Here is a 19,498-nt window from a genome sequence, read left to right as displayed (position 1 = left end):
CCGCGGCGGCTGTCAGGGAAGCACGTACGGGCTTGTGCTGGTTTGACCGGTGCCGTTCGTGGCCGTGATGGAGGTCCAGGGGCCCGCCGGGGTGTACGGGGCCCAGGCTGATTCGAGCCGCCCGCGCCCGTACCACTCCTGCCGGACGACCATTCCCTGCGGGTCGAAGCGGAGGGTACCGCCGCGCAGGTTGTGGCCCTCGACCAGGATGCCCGGCCGGCCGTTCATGTCCTTCCTGGAGGCGCCGACGATGATCGGCTGCCGCGCGCCGTTCACGATGTCGTCGGCCAGGGAGGGGGTGTCGAAGCGGGACTGGCAGGTGAAGAAGGGGTCCCAGCCGTAGGAGATGACCTTCCCCGCCCGGGTGCCGGCGGCCATGATCTGCTGGTCGAGCCGGGCCTTCGTGGTGCGCCCGCGCAGGGGTAACGGCTCCACCCGTCCGCACTCCCCGGCCGCCGGGGCGGGCTCGAAGCCCTCCACGTTCACCCACAGCTCCACCCCGGGTGGCACGTTCCGGGCCGCCGCCTCGACGTAGTCACGGGTCGCCCCGTAGTACGCCTGCGCGTTGCTCACGTCCCCCACCACCGGCACCAGCCGCGGCGCGACCCTCGCGGCCCGCTCGTTCGGCGCGTGGACCGGCACCTTGCCCGTGCCCCGCCCGTCCTGGACGGCGATGGCCATGGGCGCGCCCGCCCGGGTTCCCGCGATGTCGGCCAGGCCCGCCGCCACCTGCTCGGGCGGGAACCCGCGCCCCCTGCGGGCGTCGATGTACGGGCTGACCAGGATCTTCCTGCCGGGCAGGGTGGCGGCGACGACCGCGTGCTGGGCCGCGTACAGGGCGATGATCGGATCGTCGTCCGCCCGGTCCCGCGCCGCCAGCTCGAACGACTGGTAGACCCCGCCGAACGCCGCCGACCCCGCGAACCGCGCCCGGTAGTCGGCCAGCACCCGCGCGGTGAAGGCGTTCAGCGCGGCGAGGTGCGCCTGGTCGGGCTCCCACGTCTTGTCCGGCCGCTGCGGCGCCGCCGGCAGGCCCGGGAAGACCCGCATCCCGTACGCCGCCGCCTCCGCCATGAGGTTGCCCAGCCCGTCGCCGTCGGTCGAGACGAGCACGAGATCCTGTACGCGGTCGGCGCACGATGCCCCGAGCCCGACCCGGTAGAAGATCCGCCCCCGGCTCTCGATCCGCCGGTCCAGCCCCTGGCACCGCAGCAGCCCCGGCCCGAACTCCTCGCTGGTCGTGTACGTGTACACGTGCCGGACCTCCTTGCCCGGCACCTGGGCGCACGGGTGCCCGTCCACCACGCAGTCGGCGAAGTCGGGGTCCGGGCTCGCGTTGAAGCGCGGCCCGAAGGAGATGAGCGTGTCGGCGCCGATCGAGTGGATCGCCTCGACCATGCGCCTGGTCACGCACGCGTCGGCCCTGGGCATGACCCAGTAGCCGGTGATCGGGTACGGCGCGATCACCCGGGTGTCCCGGGCCGCGCACTCATCCACCTGGGAGTCGTCGGGCACCACCAGACCCACCACGAAAGCAACGACCACGATCAGCCACAGGATCCGGTGCACCCGCGCCCCTTCCACGCCACCCCCACCCTACGCATCGAACCCGATCTCGGGCCGAACCCGGCCGGATCGACCCCCGCCGTGATCCGCCGCCGCCGTACCACGGACAATGGCTGGAGGGGGTGGAACACCGTGCACATCGACCTCAGCGGTAAGACCGCGCTGGTGACGGCCTCGACCGGAGGGATCGGCGGTGCCATCGCCGCCGGGCTGGCCCAGGCCGGGGCGAGTGTCGGGATCAACGGCCGCAGCGTGGGCTCCGTGGCGGCGGCCATGGAGCGGATGGGCTCCGCCTGGCAGGGAGCGCTGCTCGCGGCGCCGGGAGACGTCACCACGGACGAGGGGCTGGAGCAGGTGGTGTCGGCGCTGCCGCACCTGGACATCCTGGTCAACAACCTGGGGGTCTTCGAGGCCCGGCCGGCCCTGGAGATCGACGACGCCGAGTGGCGGCGTTACTTCGAGATCAACGTGATGAGCGCGGTCCGGCTCACCCGCGCCTACCTGCCCGGCATGATCGAGCAGGACTGGGGCCGGGTCCTGTACATCGCCAGCGACTCCTCCGTCGCCATCCCCGCCGAGATGATCCACTACGGCATGACGAAGACCGCGCTGCTGGGCGTCTCCAGAGGGTTCGCCAAGGCGGCGGCGGGCACCGCGGTGACGGTCAACTCGGTGCTCGCGGGGGCGACGCACACGGGGGGCGTCGAGGACTTCGTCTACCAGCTCGTCGACAGGCAACTGCCGTGGGAGGAGGCGCAGCGGGCGTTCATGCGCGAGCACCGGCCTCTCTCCCTGATCCAGCGCCTGATCGAGCCGGAGGAGATCGCCAACATGGTGGTGTATCTCAGCTCGCCGCAGGCCTCGGCGACGACGGGCGGCGCGCTGCGGGTGGACGGCGGATACGTGGACGCCATCCTGCCCTGACGGAGCCCTCCAGCGGTCGCTGTTCACCGCCCGACCGGAATGCCGGGAGGCGGCCCTTTCTCGGCCGGGTCCCGGCCGTTGACCACGACCCGCGCCGACCAGGCGATCATTCGGCGTGGCGATAGGTTAATCCGTTCACCTGCGCCCCCGGCCGGCGCTCCTCGGGAAATCAGCAGCCACATTGCTCACTGGCACCACACATCCCCTCTTTGCACGCAGTTGCGGATCATGTTAGATGGAGGGAAGCAGAGAGGACCGCCACAGTGACGCTGATTCTCGATGGCGTCTCCGTACGGCAGCGCGGGGAGACCTGGCTCGACGACATTCGCCTGGAATTACCGAATGGAATGACCACCCTCGTCGGCCCCATGACCGCGGGAAAGACGACTCTGATGCGTGTCGCGGCCGGATTGTCACCGCCGGACTCCGGCCGGGTGCTGGTGGCCGGAAAAGACGTCACCGGGATTTCGGTGCGGAAAAGGTCGGTCGCCTTCGTCTACCAGCAATTCATTAATTACCCGTCATTGACGGTCCACGAGAACATCGCCTCCCCACTGCGCCTGGACCCGGGGTTCCACCGCGACGGGATCGACCGGCGGGTCCGCGAGGTGGCCGAACTCATGGGCATCGCGGACCTGCTCGGCCGCCGGCCCGCCGAGCTGTCGGGCGGCCAGCAGCAGCGCACGGCCATCGCCCGCGCGCTGGCCCGCCCGGTGGACCTGCTGCTGCTCGACGAGCCCCTGGCCAACCTGGACTTCAAGCTCCGCGAGCAGCTCCGGGCGGACCTGAAGGCCATGTTCGCCCGGTCCGAGAGCGTGGTCCTCTACGCCACGGCCGACCCGAACGAGGCGCTGACGTTCGCCGCGCCGACCGTGGTGCTGGGCGAGGGCCGGGTGCGGCACGTGGGTGACGTGGCGGAGATGTACGCCCACCCGCCCACGCTGGCCGTGGCCGCCACGCTCAGCGACCCGCCGCTCAACCTGCTGCCCGGCGTGGTCCGCGACGGCCGGATCGAGTGCCTGGGCACGTCCTTACCGGCGCCCCGCGCGCACGCCTCCGGCACCGGGGTCATGCTCGCCGTACGCCCCCACCAGGTGAGCATCGCCCGCGACGCCCCCGGTGCGCTGGAGTTCCCCGCCGAGATCAGGCTCGCCGAGGTGACCGGCAGCGCGACGTTCCTGCACCTGCTGCTGGAGGGGCGCCGCCACCTGGTCGCCCACCTGCCCGGCACCCAGCTCTTCACCCCGGGCGAGTCCACGGTCGCGTACGTGGACCCGGCCCACCTCTTCGTCTTCGACCAGACCGGGGAACGCCTGCTCGCCACCGGCGCCGCGGAGGTGGACCTGCGTGGCTGACATCCGGCTGGAGGGCGTGGGCCACAGCTACGACGGGGGCGCGACCTGGGCGCTCAAGCCGATGACGTGGACCTGGCGCGGCGCCAGGGCGTACGCGCTGCTCGGCCCGAGCGGCTGCGGCAAGACGACCCTGCTGAACATCATCTCGGGGCTGCTGACCCCCACGGTGGGCCGGATCTGGTTCGACGACCGCGAGGTGACCGACGTGCCCACCGCGGGCCGTAACATCGCGCAGGTCTTCCAGTTCCCGGTCCTGTACGAGGAGATGTCGGTGTACGACAACCTCGCCTTCCCCCTCCGAAACCGGAAATTTCCCAAGAAAGAGATAGACCAGCGCGTCCGCCAGGTCTCCCGCCTCCTCGGCCTCGACGACCTCCTGCACCGCAGGTCACGCCGCCTCGACCCGGGCCGGCAGCAGATCGTCAGCCTGGGCCGCGGCCTGGTGCGCTCCCAAGTCGCGGCGGTGCTGCTGGACGAGCCGCTCACGGTGGTGGACCCGGCGCTGAGGTGGACGCTGCGCAGCAAGCTCAAGGAGATCCACCGCGACACCGGGCACACGCTGATCTACGTCACGCACGACCAGACGGAGGCGCTGACGTTCGCCGACGAGGTGGTGGTGCTCAACGACGGGGAGATCATGCAGGCGGGCGAGCCGGCGGAGCTGTTCCTGTCGCCGTCCCACGAGTTCGTCGGGCACTTCATCGGCTCGCCCGGCATGAACATGCTGCCCGCCGAGATCGTCGGCGGCGTCGTACGGGTCGGGCAGGCCGAGGTCGGGACGGCGGCGACGGGCGCCGGGGACGGCCTGCCACCGGGGCCGGTGCGGATCGGGGTGCGGCCGGAGTTCGTGCGCATCACCGGCACGCGCACCTCCCCCGGCGTGGCCGCCCGGGTGACCGGGATCGACCGCATGGGCGCCTACGACCTGGTGCACGCCCAGGTCGAGGGGCATCCGGTGATCGCCAGGACCGCGGCGGGCTCCGCCTGCGTGCCGGACACGGTCGCGTTTCTGCACTTCCCGGAGGAGCGTACGTTCCTGTTCCGCGACGAGGTCCGGTGCGGGTCCCTCGCACCCCTGAACGGAAGGGGGCAGGCGTGAGCGAGCAAACCGCTGTCGCGGGCAGCCAGGTGGGCGGCGAGATCGTCCCTGCGGCGTCCGCGGGCGGACCCGCGGCGGCTCCGGACGAGCCGCGGGCCGACCCGAAACCGCGGAACAACCGGGCCTGGTGGCTGGTGCTGCCGGTGGTGGTGTCGGTGGCGTTCACGGCGGTGATCCCGCTGATGACCGTGGTCAACTTCTCCGTGCAGGACGTCTTCAGCCCGAGCGACCGGCTCTTCGTCGGGCTGGAGTGGTTCCGGTCGGTCGCCCGCGACCCGGAGGTGCGCGCGGCGTTCGTACGCACGCTGCTGTTCTCGGCGCAGGTGCTGCTGCTGGAGATCCCGCTCGGGGTGGCGCTGGCGGTGGTGATGCCGCGCCGCGGCCTGGGGATGTCGGTGGCGCTGGTGCTGGTCGCGTTGCCGCTGCTCATCCCGTGGAACGTGGTGGGCACGATCTGGCAGATCTTCGCCCGCGGCGACATCGGCCTGGGCGGCTGGACGGTCAACAACGTGCTGGGGATCAACTTCAACTACACCCTCGACTCGACCGACGCCTGGATCACGGTCCTGGTCATGGACGTGTGGCACTGGACGCCGCTGGTGGCGCTGCTGGCGTACGCGGGGCTGCGCTCGATCCCGCAACCGTACTTCCAGGCCGCGCAGATCGACGGCGCCTCGGCGTGGGCCACGTTCCGGCACATCCAACTGCCCAGGCTGCGCGGGGTGCTGACGATCGCGATCCTGCTCAGGTTCATGGACAGCTTCATGATCTACACCGAGCCGTTCGTGGTGACGGGCGGCGGGCCCGGCAACGCGACCTCGTTCCTCAGCATCCTGCTGTCGAAGATCGCGGTCGGCCAGTTCGACCTGGGGCCGGCGGGCGCGTTCTCGCTGCTCTACTTCCTGTTCGTGCAGATCCTCTGCTACGTGTTCTTCACCGTGCTCACCAGGTCGGGGAGGTGACGCGATGTCGCGATCCGGACAACGGCTCCCGTGGGCGCGTACGGTCTTCTGGCTCTACGTGGCCACCCTCATGCTGCCGCTGCTGTGGATGTTCGGCATGTCGATCCGGCCGAACGAGGACATCCTCGGCAGTTTCTCGCTCATTCCGCAGCGTGTGACGTTCGACAACTACGCCACTTTCTTCGGCGACTCGGCGTGGTATTCGAGCTATCTGAACTCCATCATCTACACCTCGCTGAACGCCGTGATGTCGCTCGTCGTGGCGCTGCCCGCGGCCTACGCGTTCTCGCGTTTCCGGTTCGCCGGGGACAAGCATTTGTTCTTCTGGCTGCTGACGAACCGCATGGCGCCGCCCGCGGTGTTCCTGCTGCCGTTTTTCCAGATCTACCAGAGTGTCGGCCTTTTCGACACCCACCTCGGCGTGGCCATCGCGCACATGCTGTTCAACGTCCCGCTGGCGGTGTGGATCCTGGAGGGCTTCATGTCCGGGATCCCCCGGGAAATAGACGAGACCGCGGCGATCGACGGCTATTCGCTGCCCCGTTTCTTCATCAAGATCTTCCTGCCGATGATCCGCTCCGCGATCGGCGTGACGGCGTTCTTCTGCTTCATGTTCAGCTGGGTCGAGCTGCTGATCGCCCGGACGATCACGTCGGTGAACGCCAAACCCATCGCGGCGACGATGACCCGGACGGTGAGCGCCGCGGGCGTGGACTGGGGACTGCTGGCGGCGGCCGGCGTCCTCACCATCGTCCCGGGCGCGATCGTGATCTGGTTCGTCCGCAACTACATCGCCAAGGGCTTCTCCCTGGGGAGGGTCTAGCCATGCTCGACTGGATGGTCTGGACCGTCCCCACGGCCCTCGTGTTCGCCGGGCTGGCCCTGCTGCTGATCGTCATGGCGGTCTGGGCGCGCCTCTCGCCGCCCGTGGCCCGGCGAGGTTTCCTGCGCATCGAGACCGACCGGGGCGACCGTCTCTACATCGGCCTGATCAGCGCCGCCGTCGTGCTGGCCGGCTGGATCGCTGTCACCGACCTGTCCATGTGGCTCGCCCTCGGCTGCGCGCTGCTGGTGACGGTCGTGATCGGGATATGGGGTTAACAGGGAGAGGAGCCCACGATGAGGCATCGGGCAGGCAGGTCCGTGGCCGTTGGTCTGGCCGCGCTCGTCCTGACGGCGGCCGGCTGCACGCAGGGCGCGGAGCGGCCGGCGAGCGACTTCAGGGAGGCCGACGGCAAGGCCGCGGCACAGAGATGGGTGTCGGAGGAGTTCACGCCGAGCACCCTGTCCAGGGACCAGCAACTAGCGGAGATGGACTGGTTCATCAAGGCCGCCGCGCCCTACCGGGGCATGCAGATCAACGTGGTCTCCGAGACGATCACCACGCACGAGTACGAGTCGCGGCAACTGGCCAAGGCGTTCACCGAGATCACCGGGATCAAGATCAAGCACGACCTGATCCAGGAAGGTGACGTCGTCGAGAAGCTCCAGACCCAGATCCAGGGCGACCAGAACATCTACGACGCCTACGTCAACGACTCCGACCTCATCGGCACCCACTCGCGCGGCGACTACGTGGTGCCGCTGTCGGACTACATGGCCGGCGAGGGCAAGGCCGTCACCTCCCCCACGCTGGACCTGAACGACTTCATCGGCATCAGCTTCACCACCGGCCCGGACAAGAAGATCTACCAGCTCCCCGACCAGCAGTTCGCCAACCTCTACTGGTTCCGCTACGACTGGTTCACCGACCCGGAGATCAAGCGCCAGTTCAGGGACGCCTACGGGTACGACCTGGGCGTCCCGGTCAACTGGGCGGCTTATGAGGACATAGCCGACTTCTTCACCAGCAAGGTCAACGGCAACGGCACCATCGACGGCAAGAAGGTCTACGGCCACATGGACTACGGCCGCAAGGACCCCTCGCTCGGCTGGCGGTTCACCGACGCCTGGCTGTCCATGGCGGGCAACGGCGACCCGGGCATCCCCAACGGCCTGCCGGTGGACGAGTGGGGCATCCGGGTGGAGAACTGCCGCCCGGTCGGCTCGTCGGTCAGCCGCGGCGGCGACGTGAACGGCCCGGCCTCGGTCTACGCGCTCACCAAGTACGTCGACTGGCTGAAGCGGTTCGCCCCCCAGGAGGCCGCGGGCATGAACTTCAGCGAGGCCGGCCCGGTGCCCGCGCAGGGCAACGTCGCCCAGCAAATCTTCTGGTACACCTCGTTCACGGCCGACATGACCAAGGAGGGTCTGCCGGTCGTCAACAGCGACGGCACGCCCAAGTGGCGCATCGCGCCCAGCCCGCACGGGGCGTACTGGAAGGAGGGCAACAAGCTGGGCTACCAGGACGCCGGCTCCTGGACGCTGCTGAAGAACACGCCGCAGGACCGCAGGGCGGCCGCCTGGCTGTACGCGCAGTTCGTCACGTCGAAGACGGTGTCGCTGAAGAAGTCGATCATGGGGTTGACGTTCATCCGCGACTCGGACATCAGGAGCGACTACTTCGCCGACAACGCGGCCAAGTACGGCGGGCTCATCGAGTTCTACGGCTCGCCGGCGCGCGTGCAGTGGACCCCGACCGGCACGAACGTGCCCGACTACCCCCGGCTCGCCCAGTTGTGGTGGCAGAACGTGGCCACCGCGGTGACCGGCGAGACGACGCCCCAGCAGTCGATGGACAACCTGGCCAAGCAGCAGGACGACATCCTGTCCCGGCTGGAGCGGCGCGGCTACGGCGGCAACTGCGCGCCCAAGCTGAACCCGGAGCGCCCCGCCCAGTACTGGTACGACCAGCCGGGCGCGCCCGCGCCGAAGCTGGCCGACGAGCGGGGCAAGCCGGAGACCCTGGACTACGACAAGCTCATCGCCACCTGGAAGCAGGGCAACTGAGCCCGGGCCCCGGGCGGCCGACGGCGGGAAAGCCGCCGCCCGGGGCAGGTCCGGACGGCGGCCGCTCGTACCGCGCCGACCCCACACCGGGCGGCGGTCACTCGTGCCACGCCGAACCCGCCTCGGGCGGCGGTGTCTGCGGGCTCAGCGAAGGCGCGTGCCGTCGTCCGTGAGGCGCACGGCGTCGCCGGTGCGTGCCGAGGTGGTGGCCGCGACGCCGGTCAGCACGCTGCGGATCCCGTCGCGGTAGCCGGCCTGCCGGGCCAGCGGGTCGTCGCCGGGCCCGCGGAAGACGTCGTTGAGCAGCAGCCGGTCACCGCCGCCGTGCCCGCCCTCGCCCACCTCGATGGGCACCTCCTCCGGCCGGCTCCAGTGCCGGTGCAGCGTGAGCCGCTCCCAGGACCCCTTGGGCTCCTTGGCGGCGGCGCTGGGATCGATGGCGGCGTGCGGCGGCGTCCACTCCCGCTCGACCACGTCCAGCTCCAGCCGCCCCGCCGTGCCGTTGAAGGCGACCCGGTAGCCCTCCCAGGGCGCGTGGGCGTGCAGGGAGTAGGTCATGACGGCGCGGTTGGCGTAACGCACCAGCACCGACATGTTGTCGTCGATGTTGATGCCCTCGCCGAAGACGTCCTGGTCGCGGAGGTAGCCGTCCTCGTGCTCGGCCTCCAGATAGAGCGCCTTGAGCCTGGGGTCCTTGGAGATGTCGAGGATGAACGGGTCGGTGCCCAGTCCGGGAGCGCCCTGCCCGCGCCCGGGGCGCTCCCCCAGGCCTCGCTTCCTGGCGTTCTCCGCGCCGTAGAAGCGCAGGTCGGTCTGGGCGAAGACGGTCTCGGGAGCGGATCCGAGCCACCAGTTGACCAGGTCGAAGTGGTGGGTGGCCTTGTGCACGAGCAGCGAGCCGGAGTTGGCCCGGTCGCGGTGCCAGCGGCGGAAGTAGTCGGCGCCGTGGATGGTGTCCAGCGTCCACTCGAAGTGCACCGTGGTCACCTCGCCGATGGCGCCCTCCATCAGCAGGCGGCGCACGGCGGAGTTACGCGGCGAGTAGCGGTAGTTGAAGGTGACGATGAGCCGGCCGGTGCTGCGCTCGGCGGCCTCGGCGATGGCCGCGCAGCCCTCGGCGTCGATGGTGAGCGGTTTCTCCACGATGACGTCGCGGCCCGCGTCCAGCGCCGCGCAGACGTAGCGGGCGTGGGTGGCGTCGACCGTGGTCACGATGACCGCGTCGGCGAGCTCGAGCAACTTGTCGAATTCGGCGGGCGCGAAGCGCGGTACCTCGTTACCGATCCGCTCGGCGTAATAGTCCATGCGGGTCCGGTTCGTGTCGCACAGGGCGACGATGGTGCCGGCGTCGCGCCACTCGCCGAGCAGCGCGTTGACGTACATCTCCGCGCGGTGCCCGAGCCCGACGAACGCGTACTTCATATTTCTCCTTCGTGGCGTGCGGTCAGCCCGCGATTGAGGCGTTGGCCTCGGTGATGAACTTCTGTGCGGCGTCGTCGGGGGTCATCCGGCCGAACATGACCTCCTCCGAGTACCGCGTGAGGATGTCCTCCATGGCGCTGGCGCCCTTCGGCGGGGCGGCCGGCGGGTCGGCCAGCTCGCTCTTGACCTTGTCGAGGAACTCCAGCGTCTTGACGTCCGCTTCCGGCAGCTTGTCCCGGACCGCCGCCAGCACCTTGGAGCTGGCCGGCAGGCCGCGGTCGCTGAGGATGATCGCGCCCGCCTCCGGGTCGTTGATCATGAAGTCGATGAACTTGGCGGCCTCGGCGGCATGGCTGGACTTGGCCGAGGCGGTGAGGAACATCGCGGGCTGCAGGAACATGCCACCGGTGGTGGCGCCCTGCGCCTTCGGCATGCGCAGCAGGTCCATCTTCTGGCCGGACGCCTTGGTGACCGCGCCGAGCTGGTTGCTCCACCACATGCCGAACGCGCCGGTGTTGGTGGCCAGCAGCGACTGGTCCACGCTGGTCGCGCCGATCTCGGCACTCTTGGCGGCGTCGGGGGAGCCCTTGGTCTTGATCAGGTTCTGCATGACGGCCCACCACGCCTTGATCGTGTCGGGCGTCAGGCCGAGCTTGTTGCCCTGGTAGAAGGGCTCGCCGCGCTGCGCGGCGAAGATCTGGAGGTAGGCCGGGTTCCAGCTGAGCTGCGTGCCCGTGACCTTGCCGCCGCTGCCCGAGCTGACCTTGGAGGCCAGGTCGACGTAGTCCTCCCAGGTCCACTTGGTGTCGTCGGGCAGCTTCGCGCCGGACTGTTCGAGCAGGCCCGGGTTGACGACTAAGGAGAAGGCGTTGACGCCGGTGGGAACGGCGAACTGCTTGCCGTCCACGGCGCCCGTGGTCAGCACCTTGGCGTCGATGTCGGCGGTGTTGACCTTGCCGTTGAGGTCGGCCAGGGTGCCGCGGTCGGCGTATTCGCGCAGGCCGCGGATCTCAATCGTGATGATGTCGGGCGCGTCACCGCCCGCGACCTTCGTGGACAGCGTCTCGTAGTAGCTGTCGAAGTCGGAGAACTCGCCCTCCACGTCAATGGTCGGGTTCTTCGCCTCGAACTTCTTGATCACCTCTTCGGTCATCTTCTGCCGGGCGTCGCTGCCCCAGTAGGAGAAGCGCAGCTTGATCCTGCCATCGGCGGTCTCGCCCCCGCCGCCGCTGCCACTGCCGCACGCCGCGGTGACCGCCAGCACAGCGGTGGCGAGCAGTGCCGCCGACCACATCTTCTTGCCAGAGCTCACGGCTCTACCTCCTATGGGTGCTCTTCTTGTTGGGGGGTGCCTTGCTCTTCGGGGTCGTTACTTGAGGCCCGTGGTGGCGACACCACGGATCAGGTATTTCTGTCCTGCCAGGAAGAACCCGAAGATGGGACCGAGCGCGACGATCGACATGGCGAACATCGGGCCCCACGACGAGTCGCTGCTGGCGTCGAGGAACGTGCGCAACGCTACCGGCACGGTGAAGTTGTCGGGATTGTTGAGATAAAGGAGCTGGCTGAGAAAATCGTTCCAGGTCCAGATGAAGGTGAAAATAGCCGTGGTGGCCAGCGCCGGCAGGCAGAGCGGCATGACGACCCGGATGAAGATGCGCCAGTAACCCGCGCCGTCGATCTCGGCCGCCTCGTCCAGCTCCCGCGGCAGGGTACGGATGAACTGCACCATGAGGAAGACGAAGAACGCGTCCGTGGCCAGGATCTTGGGCATGACCAGCGGCCAGATGGTGTTGATCAGGCCGAGCTCGGAGAACATGATGTACTGCGGCACGATCGTCACGTGGTGCGGCAGCATGATCCCGCCCAGCATGATCGCGAACCAGAACTTCTTCAGCGGGAAGTTCAGCCGGGCGAAGGCGTAGGCGGCCAGCGAGCAGGCCACCAGGTTCGCCACCACCGACAGTCCGGTGACGACCGCCGAGTTCCACAGGTAGTAGCCGAAGGGATGCTTCAGCGCGTACCAGCCTTCGCTGTAGTTCTCCAGCGTGACCTGGCTCGGCCACAGGCCGGGCTGCCGGAAGATCAGCTCCTCCGGTTTGAGCGAGCTGGAGACCATCCAGAACAGCGGGTAGAGCATGACCAGGCCGAACCCGATCAGCAGTACGTGCTTGACCATCTTGCCGCCCCTGATCGGGCGGAAGAGGAACGGGACCGGCCTACTTGGTGTCGCCATAGAAGACCCAATACTTGGAAGCGAGGAAGTTCACCCCGGTGAGCCCGGCGATGATGACCAGCAGGACCCAGGCCATCGCGGCCGCGTAGCCCATGTCGTAGCTCTTGAACCCCTTCAGGTAGAGGTAGAGCGTGTAGAAGAGCGTGGAGTCGGCGGGTCCGCCGCTGCCACTGCTCACGATGAAAGACTGCGTGAACGACTGGAACGACTTGATGATCTCCAGGACCAGGTTGAAGAAGATGATCGGCGTCAGCAGCGGCACCGTGATCGACCTGAACTGGCGCCACGTGCCCGCGCCGTCCACCGCGGCCGCCTCGTAGTAGCTGCGCGGGATCTGGCGCAGCCCGGCGAGAAAGATGATCATCGGTGCGCCGAAGGTCCACACGTGCAGCAGGATCAGCGTGCTGAGCGCGTAGTCCGGATGGCCCACCCAGCCGGGTCCCTGGATGCCGAAGACCGCGAGCACCGAGTTGACCAGGCCCTCGGCGCCGAAGACCTTGCGCCACAGGATCGCGATGGCGACGCTGCCGCCGAGCAGCGAGGGCAGGTAGAAGATGGAGCGGTAGAGCGACAGGCCGCGCAGCCCCCGGTCGAGCACCAGGGCCAGGGCGAGCGCGAAGGCCAGTTGCAGCGGGACCGAGACGACGACGTAGATCGTGGTCACCTTCAGCGAGGACAGGAATCTCGGGTCCTCGGTGAACATCGTGACGTAGTTGTCGAACCCCACCCACTTGGCCTCCTCCAGGAGGCTGTAGTCGGTGAACGACAGGTAGAGGGAGGCGAGGATCGGGCCGATCGTGATGACGAGCAGGCCGGCAAACCAGGGCGCCAGGAAGAGGTAGGCCGCCCGTGCCTCACGGCGGGAGCGTTTCGTGGAGCGGTGACCGCCGCGCCTGGGTTCGGCCGGCGTGCCCCGAGGTTTCACCGCCACCGAAACTTCAGTCATCACGGACCTTCCGGCGAGAAGTGAATGGATAGCGCTTTCCTATAGCTGACGGGAAAGTTACGTCAACCCTTTGCAGGCGTTACATAGCCGTTACCGATATATCGAGACGACGTTTTCCCAGCTAACACTCTTGCTCACCGAATAGGTCGGATCAATTTGTCACGCTATTGGTACAACCGTTTGCAGCCTGGCGCTATCGCGGCGGGGCCGTGGAGTCCCGGACCACCAGGCGGGTCTCCAGTGAGGTGGTCGCGGTGACCTCCTGGATGAGCAGATCGACCGCCAGCCGCCCGGCCGCCGCGGTGGGCATGGCGACGGTGGTGAGCTTGGGGCGGTTCAGCCTCCCCGAGACGATATCGTCGATCCCCACGACGCTGACGTCCTCGGGCACGCTCAGGCCGCAGTCGGCCAGCCCCTCGATGAGCCCGATCGCCACCAGGTCGTTGTAGGCGAGCACGCCGGTCACCCCGCAGTCGCGCACCCGCCCCGCCGCCGCGAACCCGCCCCGCTCGGTGGGCGCGTTGGGACCGATGACGACGAGCTCGACGCCCGGCACCCGCTCGGCGGCCGTCCGGATCTCGGCGCTCGTCCACGAGCCGGCCGGGCCGGACACCAGCGCCACCCGGCGGTGCCCCAGCCCCGCCAGGTGCTCCACCGCCAGCCTGGCCCCGTGACCGACGTCCATCAGCACCGTGGCGGCGCCGCGCAGCCGCCGGTTGATGACCACGAACGGCACCCGCTCGGCCAGCCGCTCCAGCGCCTTGTTGGAGGAGCGGGGGCTGCACAGCACCACCCCGTCCACCTGCTTGGAGAAGGCCTGCACCAGCTCCTCCTCGGCGGCCGGCTCCTCGTCGGTGTCGGCCACGAACAGGTGGTAGTCGCGCTGCCGCGCGGCGGCGTGGGCCGCCTTGATCAGCGGAGGGAAGAACGGGTTGGCGATGTCCGCCACGATCAGGCCGAGGTTGTGCGTCCGGCCGGTCGTGAGCGCCCGTGCCGCCCGGTTGGGCCGGTATCCGAGCTCCTCGGCCACCGTCAGCACTCTCGATCGGGTGGCGGCGTTCACCATGTGCGGCGCGGAGAACGTCCGCGACACGGTCGATACATGCACACCGGAGGCCCGGGCCACATCACGAATCGTCACTGTCACAGTCGCCCACCCTAACGCAACCGCTTGCAGGCACCTCGTGCACGCTGAAAGCGCTTGCCGCGCCGACCATTCCGAACAATTCAAGGGAAGCCGCAGCTAGACGGGCGGTGACGAAATCACCCCTTGACGCTTCGGCCTTTCGGACACAAAGGTTTAGTGCAACTGTTTGCAGTCTTGAAGGAGCCTTTTACGGTGAGCAGAGTCCTCGTCACCGGAAGCGCAGGACGCCTCGGCCGCAGCGTGGTCACCACGCTCGCAGCGGCCGGGCACGAGGTCGTCGGTGTCGACCGCGTCCCGGGCACGCCCGGGGAGGCGGCCGTCGCCCAGCCCGCGGACCTCACGGACACGGGCGAGGCGTTCGAGGTGATCGCCAGATTCCGGCCCGAGTCCGTGATCCACCTGGCGGCCATCGCCACGCCGTTCAGCTTCCCAGAATCGGTGATCTACAAGGTGAACACCCAGATGGCGTTCAACGTCTGCGAGGCGTCGGTGGCCCTGGGCGTACGGGGCGTGGTGGTGGCCAGCAGCCCGACGGTGATCGGGTACGGCGCCCCGGGCGGCTGGGCGCCGGCCTACCTGCCGATCGACGAGGATCACCCGGTACGGCCGTGGAACGCCTACAACCTGTCCAAGGTGGCCGCCGAGCAGACCATGAAGGCGTTCGCCCTGGCGGGCACGACGCGGTTGGCCGCCGTCCGGCCCTGTTTCGTCATCCCGCCCGAGGAGTGGGCGGGCGCCCCCACGCAGTCGGGCCACACCGTGCGCGAGCGGCTGGACCGGCCGGACCTGGGCGGCGTCTCGCTGTTCAACTACATCGACTCCCGCGACGCCGCCGACCTGATCACCGTGCTCGCCGAGGCGCTGCCCGAGCTGCCGGGCGGCGAGGTGTTCTTCGCCGGGGCCGCGGACGCGCTGGCCAGGAAGCCGCTGGCGGACCTGCTGCCCCAGGTCGTGCCGGGCACCGAGCCGTTCGCGGCCGCGCTCACCGGCACCACCCCGGCCTTCTCGGCCACCAAGGCAGAACGTCTGCTCGGCTGGCAGCCCAAGCGGAGCTGGCGCACCGAACTCAAGGAATCCAAGGAATTCGCATGAATCTCAGCGGTGTGCTGTTCTTCCCCGTGACGCCCTTCGACGCCGACGGCACGCTCGCCGAGCACGTGCTGGCCGAGCACATCGAGCGGGGCATGCGGCACGGGCCCGGGGGCGTGTTCGTGGCCTGCGGCACGGGCGAGTTCTCGGCCCTGTCCGAGGCCGAGCACCCGCGGGCGGTGCGGGTGGCGTGCGAGGTGGTGGCCGGGCGGGTGCCGGTGTTGGCGGGCGCGGGCGGCCCGCTCGGCACGGCGCTGAACCAGGCCCGGGCCGCGCGCGCGGCGGGCGCGGACGGGCTGCTGCTGATGCCGCCGTACCTGGCCCAGGGGCCCGGGTACGGCTACGCCGCGTACGTGGCCGCGGTGGCCGCCGAACTGCCGGTGATCGTCTACCAGCGCGGCTCCGTGGTGCTCGAACCGGAGGCCGTGGTCGAGCTGGCCGGGGTCCCCGGCGTGATCGGGCTCAAGGACGGGCTGGGCGACATCGACCGGATGCAGTGGACCGTGCTGGCGGTGCGGGAGGCGTACCCGGACTTCCTGTTCTTCAACGGGTTGCCGACGGCCGAGCTGACCATGCCCGCCTACCGCGGGATCGGGGTGGAGCTGTACTCCAGCGCGGTGTTCGCGTTCGCGCCGGAGATCGCGCTGGCCTACCTGCGGGGGGACGAGCGGCTGCTCACCGCGTTCTACGCCCCCCTCGTACGGCTGCGCGGCAAGGTCCCCGGCTACCCCGTCTCCCTGGTCAAGGCCGGCGTACGGCTGCGCGGCCTGGACGTGGGCACCGTGCGCCCGCCGCTGGTCGAGGTGACCGGCGAGGACCTCCAGGAGCTGGACACCCTGATCAAGGCCGGGCTCGACCTGGTGGCGTCATGACGATCGCCGACCTGCGTACCGAGCTGCGCACCGCCCCGCTCCCCCGTCCCTGGGGCGCGGACGTGCCGGCCAACCACGTGATCGTCACCCACGTCACGCTGAAGGACGGGCGCACCGGCACCGGGTTCGCCTGGACGCCTCAGATCGGCGCGCACGCCGTGCGGGCGCTGCTGGAGCACGACCTGCGGGAGGCGCTGATCGGCCTGCCCGCCCACCCCGAGGTGGTGTGGGACCGGCTGTGGCGGCACCTGCGCGAGGCCGGGCCCGGCGGGATCACCACGATCGCGCTGGCCGGGATAGACCTCGCGCTGTGGGACCTGCGCTGCGGCGGCGACGGACTGGCCGACGTGCTGGGCCGGCGCCGCGGGGAGGTCCCGGTCTACGGCAGCGGCGTCAACCTGCACTACTCCCTGGACGACCTGGTCGAGCAGGCCCGGCGCTGGGTGACGGCGGGTTACCGGGGCGTCAAGATCAAGGTGGGCCGCCCCGACCTGGCGGAGGACGTGGCCCGGGTGGCCGCGGTCCGCGAGGTGATCGGCCCCGACCGGCTGCTGATGATCGACGCGAACCAGCGCTGGGACCTGCACCGGGCCCGGCGGGCGATCGCCGCGCTGGCGGAGTTCGGCCTGCACTGGATCGAGGAGCCGCTGCCCGCCGACGACGTGGCGGCGCACGTGGAGCTGCGCCGCTCCATCGACGTGCCGGTCGCGGTGGGCGAGAACGTCTACACCGTCTACGGCTTCCGCGACCTGCTGGCGGCGGGCGCCTGCGACGTGGTGCAGCCGAACGTGGTGCGGGTCGGCGGCATCACGCCGTTCCGCCGGATCGTGGAGCTGGCCAGGACCTACGACGTGCCGGTCTACCCGCATCTCCTGAGCGAGATGTCCGGGCAACTGGCGCTGACCCTGCCGCTGCCGGTCATGGTGGAGGACGTGGAGGACGCCTCGTTCGCCGCCCTGGGGCTGCTGGCGGAGCCGTACCCGGTGGAGATCTCGGACGGGGTGCTGCGCGCGGGAGAGCACGCCGGACTCGGGCTGAGGTGGTCGTGATGAAGGTCGTTCTCGCCGGGGCGCACGGCCACGGCCGGCACCACCTGCGCAACCTGCGCCGGCTGGCCGGGCAGGGCGTGATCGAGCTGGCCGGGATCTGCGACGTGCGGCCGGTGGAGGTGGACCCTCCCATCGCGGCTCCCCCGCAGTCGCCCGACCTGGGCGCCCTGATCGCCAAGACCGGGGCGGAGGTCACGATCGTCTGCACGCCCATCCAGACCCACGCCGACCTGGCGGTGACCGCGCTGCACGGCGGGTCGCACGTGCTGCTGGAGAAGCCGCCGGCGGCCGGCCGGGAGGCGCACCAGAAGATCGCCGCGGCGGTGGCCGAGACCGGCCTGGCCTGCCAGGTCGGGTTCCAGTCGCTCGGCTCGACGGCCATCCCGGCGCTGCGCGACCTCATCGCGGGCGGCACCCTGGGCCGGGTACGCGGCATCGGCGGCGCCGGCGCCTGGGAGCGCCATTCGTCGTACTTCACCCGCTCCGCCTGGGCGGGCAGACGCCGCATCGACGGCGTCGACGTCGTGGACGGGGCCTTGACCAACCCGTTCGCGCACGCCGTGGCGACCGCGCTGGCGCTGACGGACGGGCCGATCGCGAGCATCGAGACCGAGCTCTACCGGGCCCACCCGATCGAGGCGGACGACACGTCGTGCGTGCGGATCCGGATGGACGACGGATTCGTGATCACGATCGCGGTGACGTTGTGCGCGCCCGAGCGGCACGAGCCGTATCTGGTCGTGCACGGTGACGCGGGGGTGGCCACGTTCGTCTACACCGAGGACCGGCTGCGGGTCGAGCTCCCGGACGGCTCGGTCACGACCACCGTCTACGAGCGCACCGACCTGCTGGAGAACCTCATCGACCACGTCCGCACCGGCGCCGACCTGCTGGTGCCGCTCTCCCGTACGGAGACGTTCACGCAGGTGCTGGACGCGGTGCGGCTTGCCCCCGAGCCGCTGCCGATCCCCGAGCGGCACCAGATCGTCCAGCGGGACGAGGACGGCGGGGTCGGATTCCGCATCCTGCCCGGCGTCGTCGACCTCACCGACCGCAGCGCGCGGGAGCTGGCGCTCTACTCCGAGCTGGACGTGCCGTGGACGCGGGTGGAGCTGCTGGTCGCGGCGCGGCCGGTGGCCTCCTACGAGTGGCGGCCCGACCTGCCGGCGACCGACGCGCCCCGGCCCTACCTGCACCCGGTACGCACGCTCGACGGCGTCGAGGTGACCGAGTTCCGGCCCGCGGACCACGTCCACCACCTCGGCGCCGGTGTGGCGATCTCCGGCCTCGGCGGCGTGAACTTCTGGGGCGGCCGCACCTACGTCAGGGATCGGGGGCCGGCCTGGCTGGACGACCACGGCACGCAGCGGCACCTGGAGTTCACCCGCCTCGGCGACGAGGGGTTCGCCGAGCGGCTGGAGTGGGTCGGGCCGGATGGGCGCGCGCTGGCCCGCGAGGAGCGGACCGTGGTCGCGCGGCCGCTGGAGCGGGCCTGGGCGCTGGACCTCACGTTCACGCTGACCAACCTGACCGGGGCTCCCCTGGAGATCCACAGCTCGGCCACCAAGGGCCGCGCGGGCGCGGGCTACGGCGGCTTCTTCTGGCGGGCCCCGGGCACCTCCACCGCCAGGACGACCCTGCCGGGCGACGAGCAGGCCGTGCACGGCAGCCGTGACCCGTGGGTGGCCCTGTCGGGCACCGCGCCGGACGGGCGGGAGTGGACGCTCGTGTTCGTCCAGACGGACGGCGACCCCTGGTTCGTCCGGGTGGCGGAGTATCCGGGCGTGGGCCAGGCGCTGGCCTGGGACCGCCCGCTGATCCTGGAGGACACCCTGACCAGGCGCGTCGTCACCGTCGTCGCGGACGGCCGGCTGGACGCCGAGTCGGCCTCCGTCCTGGCGGCTTCCATGCGGGAGTAGTGCGCCACCAGGACCAGGCCCAC

Annotated in this window: 17 protein-coding genes; 11 read left to right on the top strand and 6 right to left on the bottom strand. The window is 70.0% G+C overall.

Features of this window, described 5'->3' with window-relative positions; translation table 11 throughout:
- Window positions 1–12 precede the first annotated feature (12 nt).
- Window positions 13–1,584 (bottom strand): hypothetical protein, encoded by a 1,572-nt coding sequence (locus ABGB18_RS23035; RefSeq protein WP_347697631.1) that lies wholly within the window; start codon window positions 1,582–1,584, stop codon window positions 13–15.
- A 114-nt stretch (window positions 1,585–1,698) separates the two neighbouring features.
- Here ABGB18_RS23035 and ABGB18_RS23030 point away from each other — a divergent pair, with 114 nt between their 5' ends.
- From ABGB18_RS23030 to ABGB18_RS23000, 7 genes are all read left to right on the top strand, one after another.
- A complete protein-coding gene (locus ABGB18_RS23030; protein ID WP_347697908.1) occupies window positions 1,699–2,490 on the top strand; it encodes an SDR family oxidoreductase in 792 nt (263 codons plus the stop codon).
- Between the two features lie 263 nt (window positions 2,491–2,753).
- Entirely contained in the window at window positions 2,754–3,845 is a 1,092-nt protein-coding gene (locus ABGB18_RS23025; protein WP_347697630.1) for an ABC transporter ATP-binding protein, read from the top strand.
- A complete protein-coding gene (locus ABGB18_RS23020) occupies window positions 3,838–4,944 on the top strand; it encodes an ABC transporter ATP-binding protein (protein ID WP_347697629.1) in 1,107 nt (368 codons plus the stop codon). Before ABGB18_RS23025 ends, ABGB18_RS23020 begins: the two co-directional genes overlap by 8 nt.
- Window positions 4,941–5,906, top strand: coding sequence for a sugar ABC transporter permease (locus ABGB18_RS23015; protein ID WP_347697628.1), 966 nt, complete (start codon window positions 4,941–4,943; stop codon window positions 5,904–5,906). Before ABGB18_RS23020 ends, ABGB18_RS23015 begins: the two co-directional genes overlap by 4 nt.
- Window positions 5,907–5,910: 4 nt before the next feature.
- Entirely contained in the window at window positions 5,911–6,729 is an 819-nt protein-coding gene (locus tag ABGB18_RS23010; protein WP_347697627.1) for a carbohydrate ABC transporter permease, read from the top strand.
- Between the two features lie 2 nt (window positions 6,730–6,731).
- Complete coding sequence (locus ABGB18_RS23005) at window positions 6,732–7,007, top strand: DUF2160 family membrane protein (protein ID WP_347697626.1); 276 nt, start codon at window positions 6,732–6,734, stop codon at window positions 7,005–7,007.
- An 18-nt stretch (window positions 7,008–7,025) separates the two neighbouring features.
- On the top strand, window positions 7,026–8,795 hold the full coding sequence (locus ABGB18_RS23000) for an ABC transporter substrate-binding protein (RefSeq protein WP_347697625.1): 1,770 nt from the start codon (window positions 7,026–7,028) through the stop codon (window positions 8,793–8,795).
- Window positions 8,796–8,939: 144 nt separating this feature from the next.
- Here ABGB18_RS23000 and ABGB18_RS22995 read toward each other — a convergent pair whose 3' ends face one another.
- The 5 genes from ABGB18_RS22995 to ABGB18_RS22975 form a co-directional block, all read right to left on the bottom strand.
- A complete protein-coding gene (locus ABGB18_RS22995) occupies window positions 8,940–10,217 on the bottom strand; it encodes a Gfo/Idh/MocA family oxidoreductase (protein WP_347697624.1) in 1,278 nt (425 codons plus the stop codon).
- A 22-nt stretch (window positions 10,218–10,239) separates the two neighbouring features.
- Window positions 10,240–11,529, bottom strand: coding sequence for an extracellular solute-binding protein (locus tag ABGB18_RS22990; RefSeq protein ID WP_347697623.1), 1,290 nt, complete (start codon window positions 11,527–11,529; stop codon window positions 10,240–10,242).
- A gap of 57 nt (window positions 11,530–11,586) precedes the next feature.
- Complete coding sequence (locus ABGB18_RS22985) at window positions 11,587–12,453, bottom strand: carbohydrate ABC transporter permease (protein WP_347697622.1); 867 nt, start codon at window positions 12,451–12,453, stop codon at window positions 11,587–11,589.
- Window positions 12,437–13,399 (bottom strand): sugar ABC transporter permease, encoded by a 963-nt coding sequence (locus tag ABGB18_RS22980; protein WP_347697621.1) that lies wholly within the window; start codon window positions 13,397–13,399, stop codon window positions 12,437–12,439. The genes ABGB18_RS22985 and ABGB18_RS22980 overlap by 17 nt, the downstream gene beginning before the upstream one ends.
- Before the next feature lie 193 nt (window positions 13,400–13,592).
- Window positions 13,593–14,546 (bottom strand): LacI family DNA-binding transcriptional regulator, encoded by a 954-nt coding sequence (locus tag ABGB18_RS22975; protein ID WP_347697620.1) that lies wholly within the window; start codon window positions 14,544–14,546, stop codon window positions 13,593–13,595.
- Window positions 14,547–14,738: 192 nt separating this feature from the next.
- Between ABGB18_RS22975 and ABGB18_RS22970 the strand changes: the two genes are divergently transcribed.
- The 4 genes from ABGB18_RS22970 to ABGB18_RS22955 are packed head-to-tail and all read left to right on the top strand — an operon-like array spanning window position 14,739 to window position 19,475.
- The gene (locus tag ABGB18_RS22970; RefSeq protein ID WP_347697619.1) at window positions 14,739–15,638 is read left to right on the top strand and encodes an NAD(P)-dependent oxidoreductase; all 900 of its coding nucleotides are present in this window, start codon (window positions 14,739–14,741) and stop codon (window positions 15,636–15,638) included.
- Window positions 15,635–16,507 carry a 5-dehydro-4-deoxyglucarate dehydratase gene (locus ABGB18_RS22965; RefSeq protein ID WP_347697618.1) on the top strand — a complete coding sequence of 291 codons (873 nt, stop codon included), beginning with the start codon at window positions 15,635–15,637 and terminating at the stop codon, window positions 16,505–16,507. The genes ABGB18_RS22970 and ABGB18_RS22965 overlap by 4 nt, the downstream gene beginning before the upstream one ends.
- Complete coding sequence (locus ABGB18_RS22960; RefSeq protein ID WP_347697617.1) at window positions 16,504–17,556, top strand: mandelate racemase/muconate lactonizing enzyme family protein; 1,053 nt, start codon at window positions 16,504–16,506, stop codon at window positions 17,554–17,556. The genes ABGB18_RS22965 and ABGB18_RS22960 overlap by 4 nt, the downstream gene beginning before the upstream one ends.
- A complete protein-coding gene (locus ABGB18_RS22955; protein WP_347697616.1) occupies window positions 17,556–19,475 on the top strand; it encodes a DUF6807 family protein in 1,920 nt (639 codons plus the stop codon). Before ABGB18_RS22960 ends, ABGB18_RS22955 begins: the two co-directional genes overlap by 1 nt.
- The last annotated feature ends 23 nt before the right edge of the window (window positions 19,476–19,498 follow it).

Origin of the sequence: Nonomuraea sp. B12E4 (genome assembly GCF_039871825.1) — a bacterium.
Taxonomy (GTDB): domain Bacteria; phylum Actinomycetota; class Actinomycetes; order Streptosporangiales; family Streptosporangiaceae; genus Nonomuraea.
This window is presented reverse-complemented; position numbering and strand designations above follow the sequence as displayed.

Excerpts from the sequence above, each read along its gene's own strand:
- ABGB18_RS23005 (WP_347697626.1), top strand. The coding sequence starts at position 6,732 with ATGCTCGACTGGATGGTCTGGACCGTCCCCACGGCCCTCGTGTTCGCC.
- ABGB18_RS22955 (WP_347697616.1), top strand. The coding sequence starts at position 17,556 with ATGAAGGTCGTTCTCGCCGGGGCGCACGGCCACGGCCGGCACCACCTG.
- ABGB18_RS22965 (WP_347697618.1), top strand. The coding sequence starts at position 15,635 with ATGAATCTCAGCGGTGTGCTGTTCTTCCCCGTGACGCCCTTCGACGCC.
- ABGB18_RS22960 (WP_347697617.1), top strand. The coding sequence starts at position 16,504 with ATGACGATCGCCGACCTGCGTACCGAGCTGCGCACCGCCCCGCTCCCC.
- ABGB18_RS22985 (WP_347697622.1), bottom strand. The coding sequence starts at position 12,453 with ATGGCGACACCAAGTAGGCCGGTCCCGTTCCTCTTCCGCCCGATCAGG.
- ABGB18_RS22995 (WP_347697624.1), bottom strand. The coding sequence starts at position 10,217 with ATGAAGTACGCGTTCGTCGGGCTCGGGCACCGCGCGGAGATGTACGTC.
- ABGB18_RS23000 (WP_347697625.1), top strand. The coding sequence starts at position 7,026 with ATGAGGCATCGGGCAGGCAGGTCCGTGGCCGTTGGTCTGGCCGCGCTC.
- ABGB18_RS23010 (WP_347697627.1), top strand. The coding sequence starts at position 5,911 with ATGTCGCGATCCGGACAACGGCTCCCGTGGGCGCGTACGGTCTTCTGG.
- ABGB18_RS22980 (WP_347697621.1), bottom strand. The coding sequence starts at position 13,399 with ATGACTGAAGTTTCGGTGGCGGTGAAACCTCGGGGCACGCCGGCCGAA.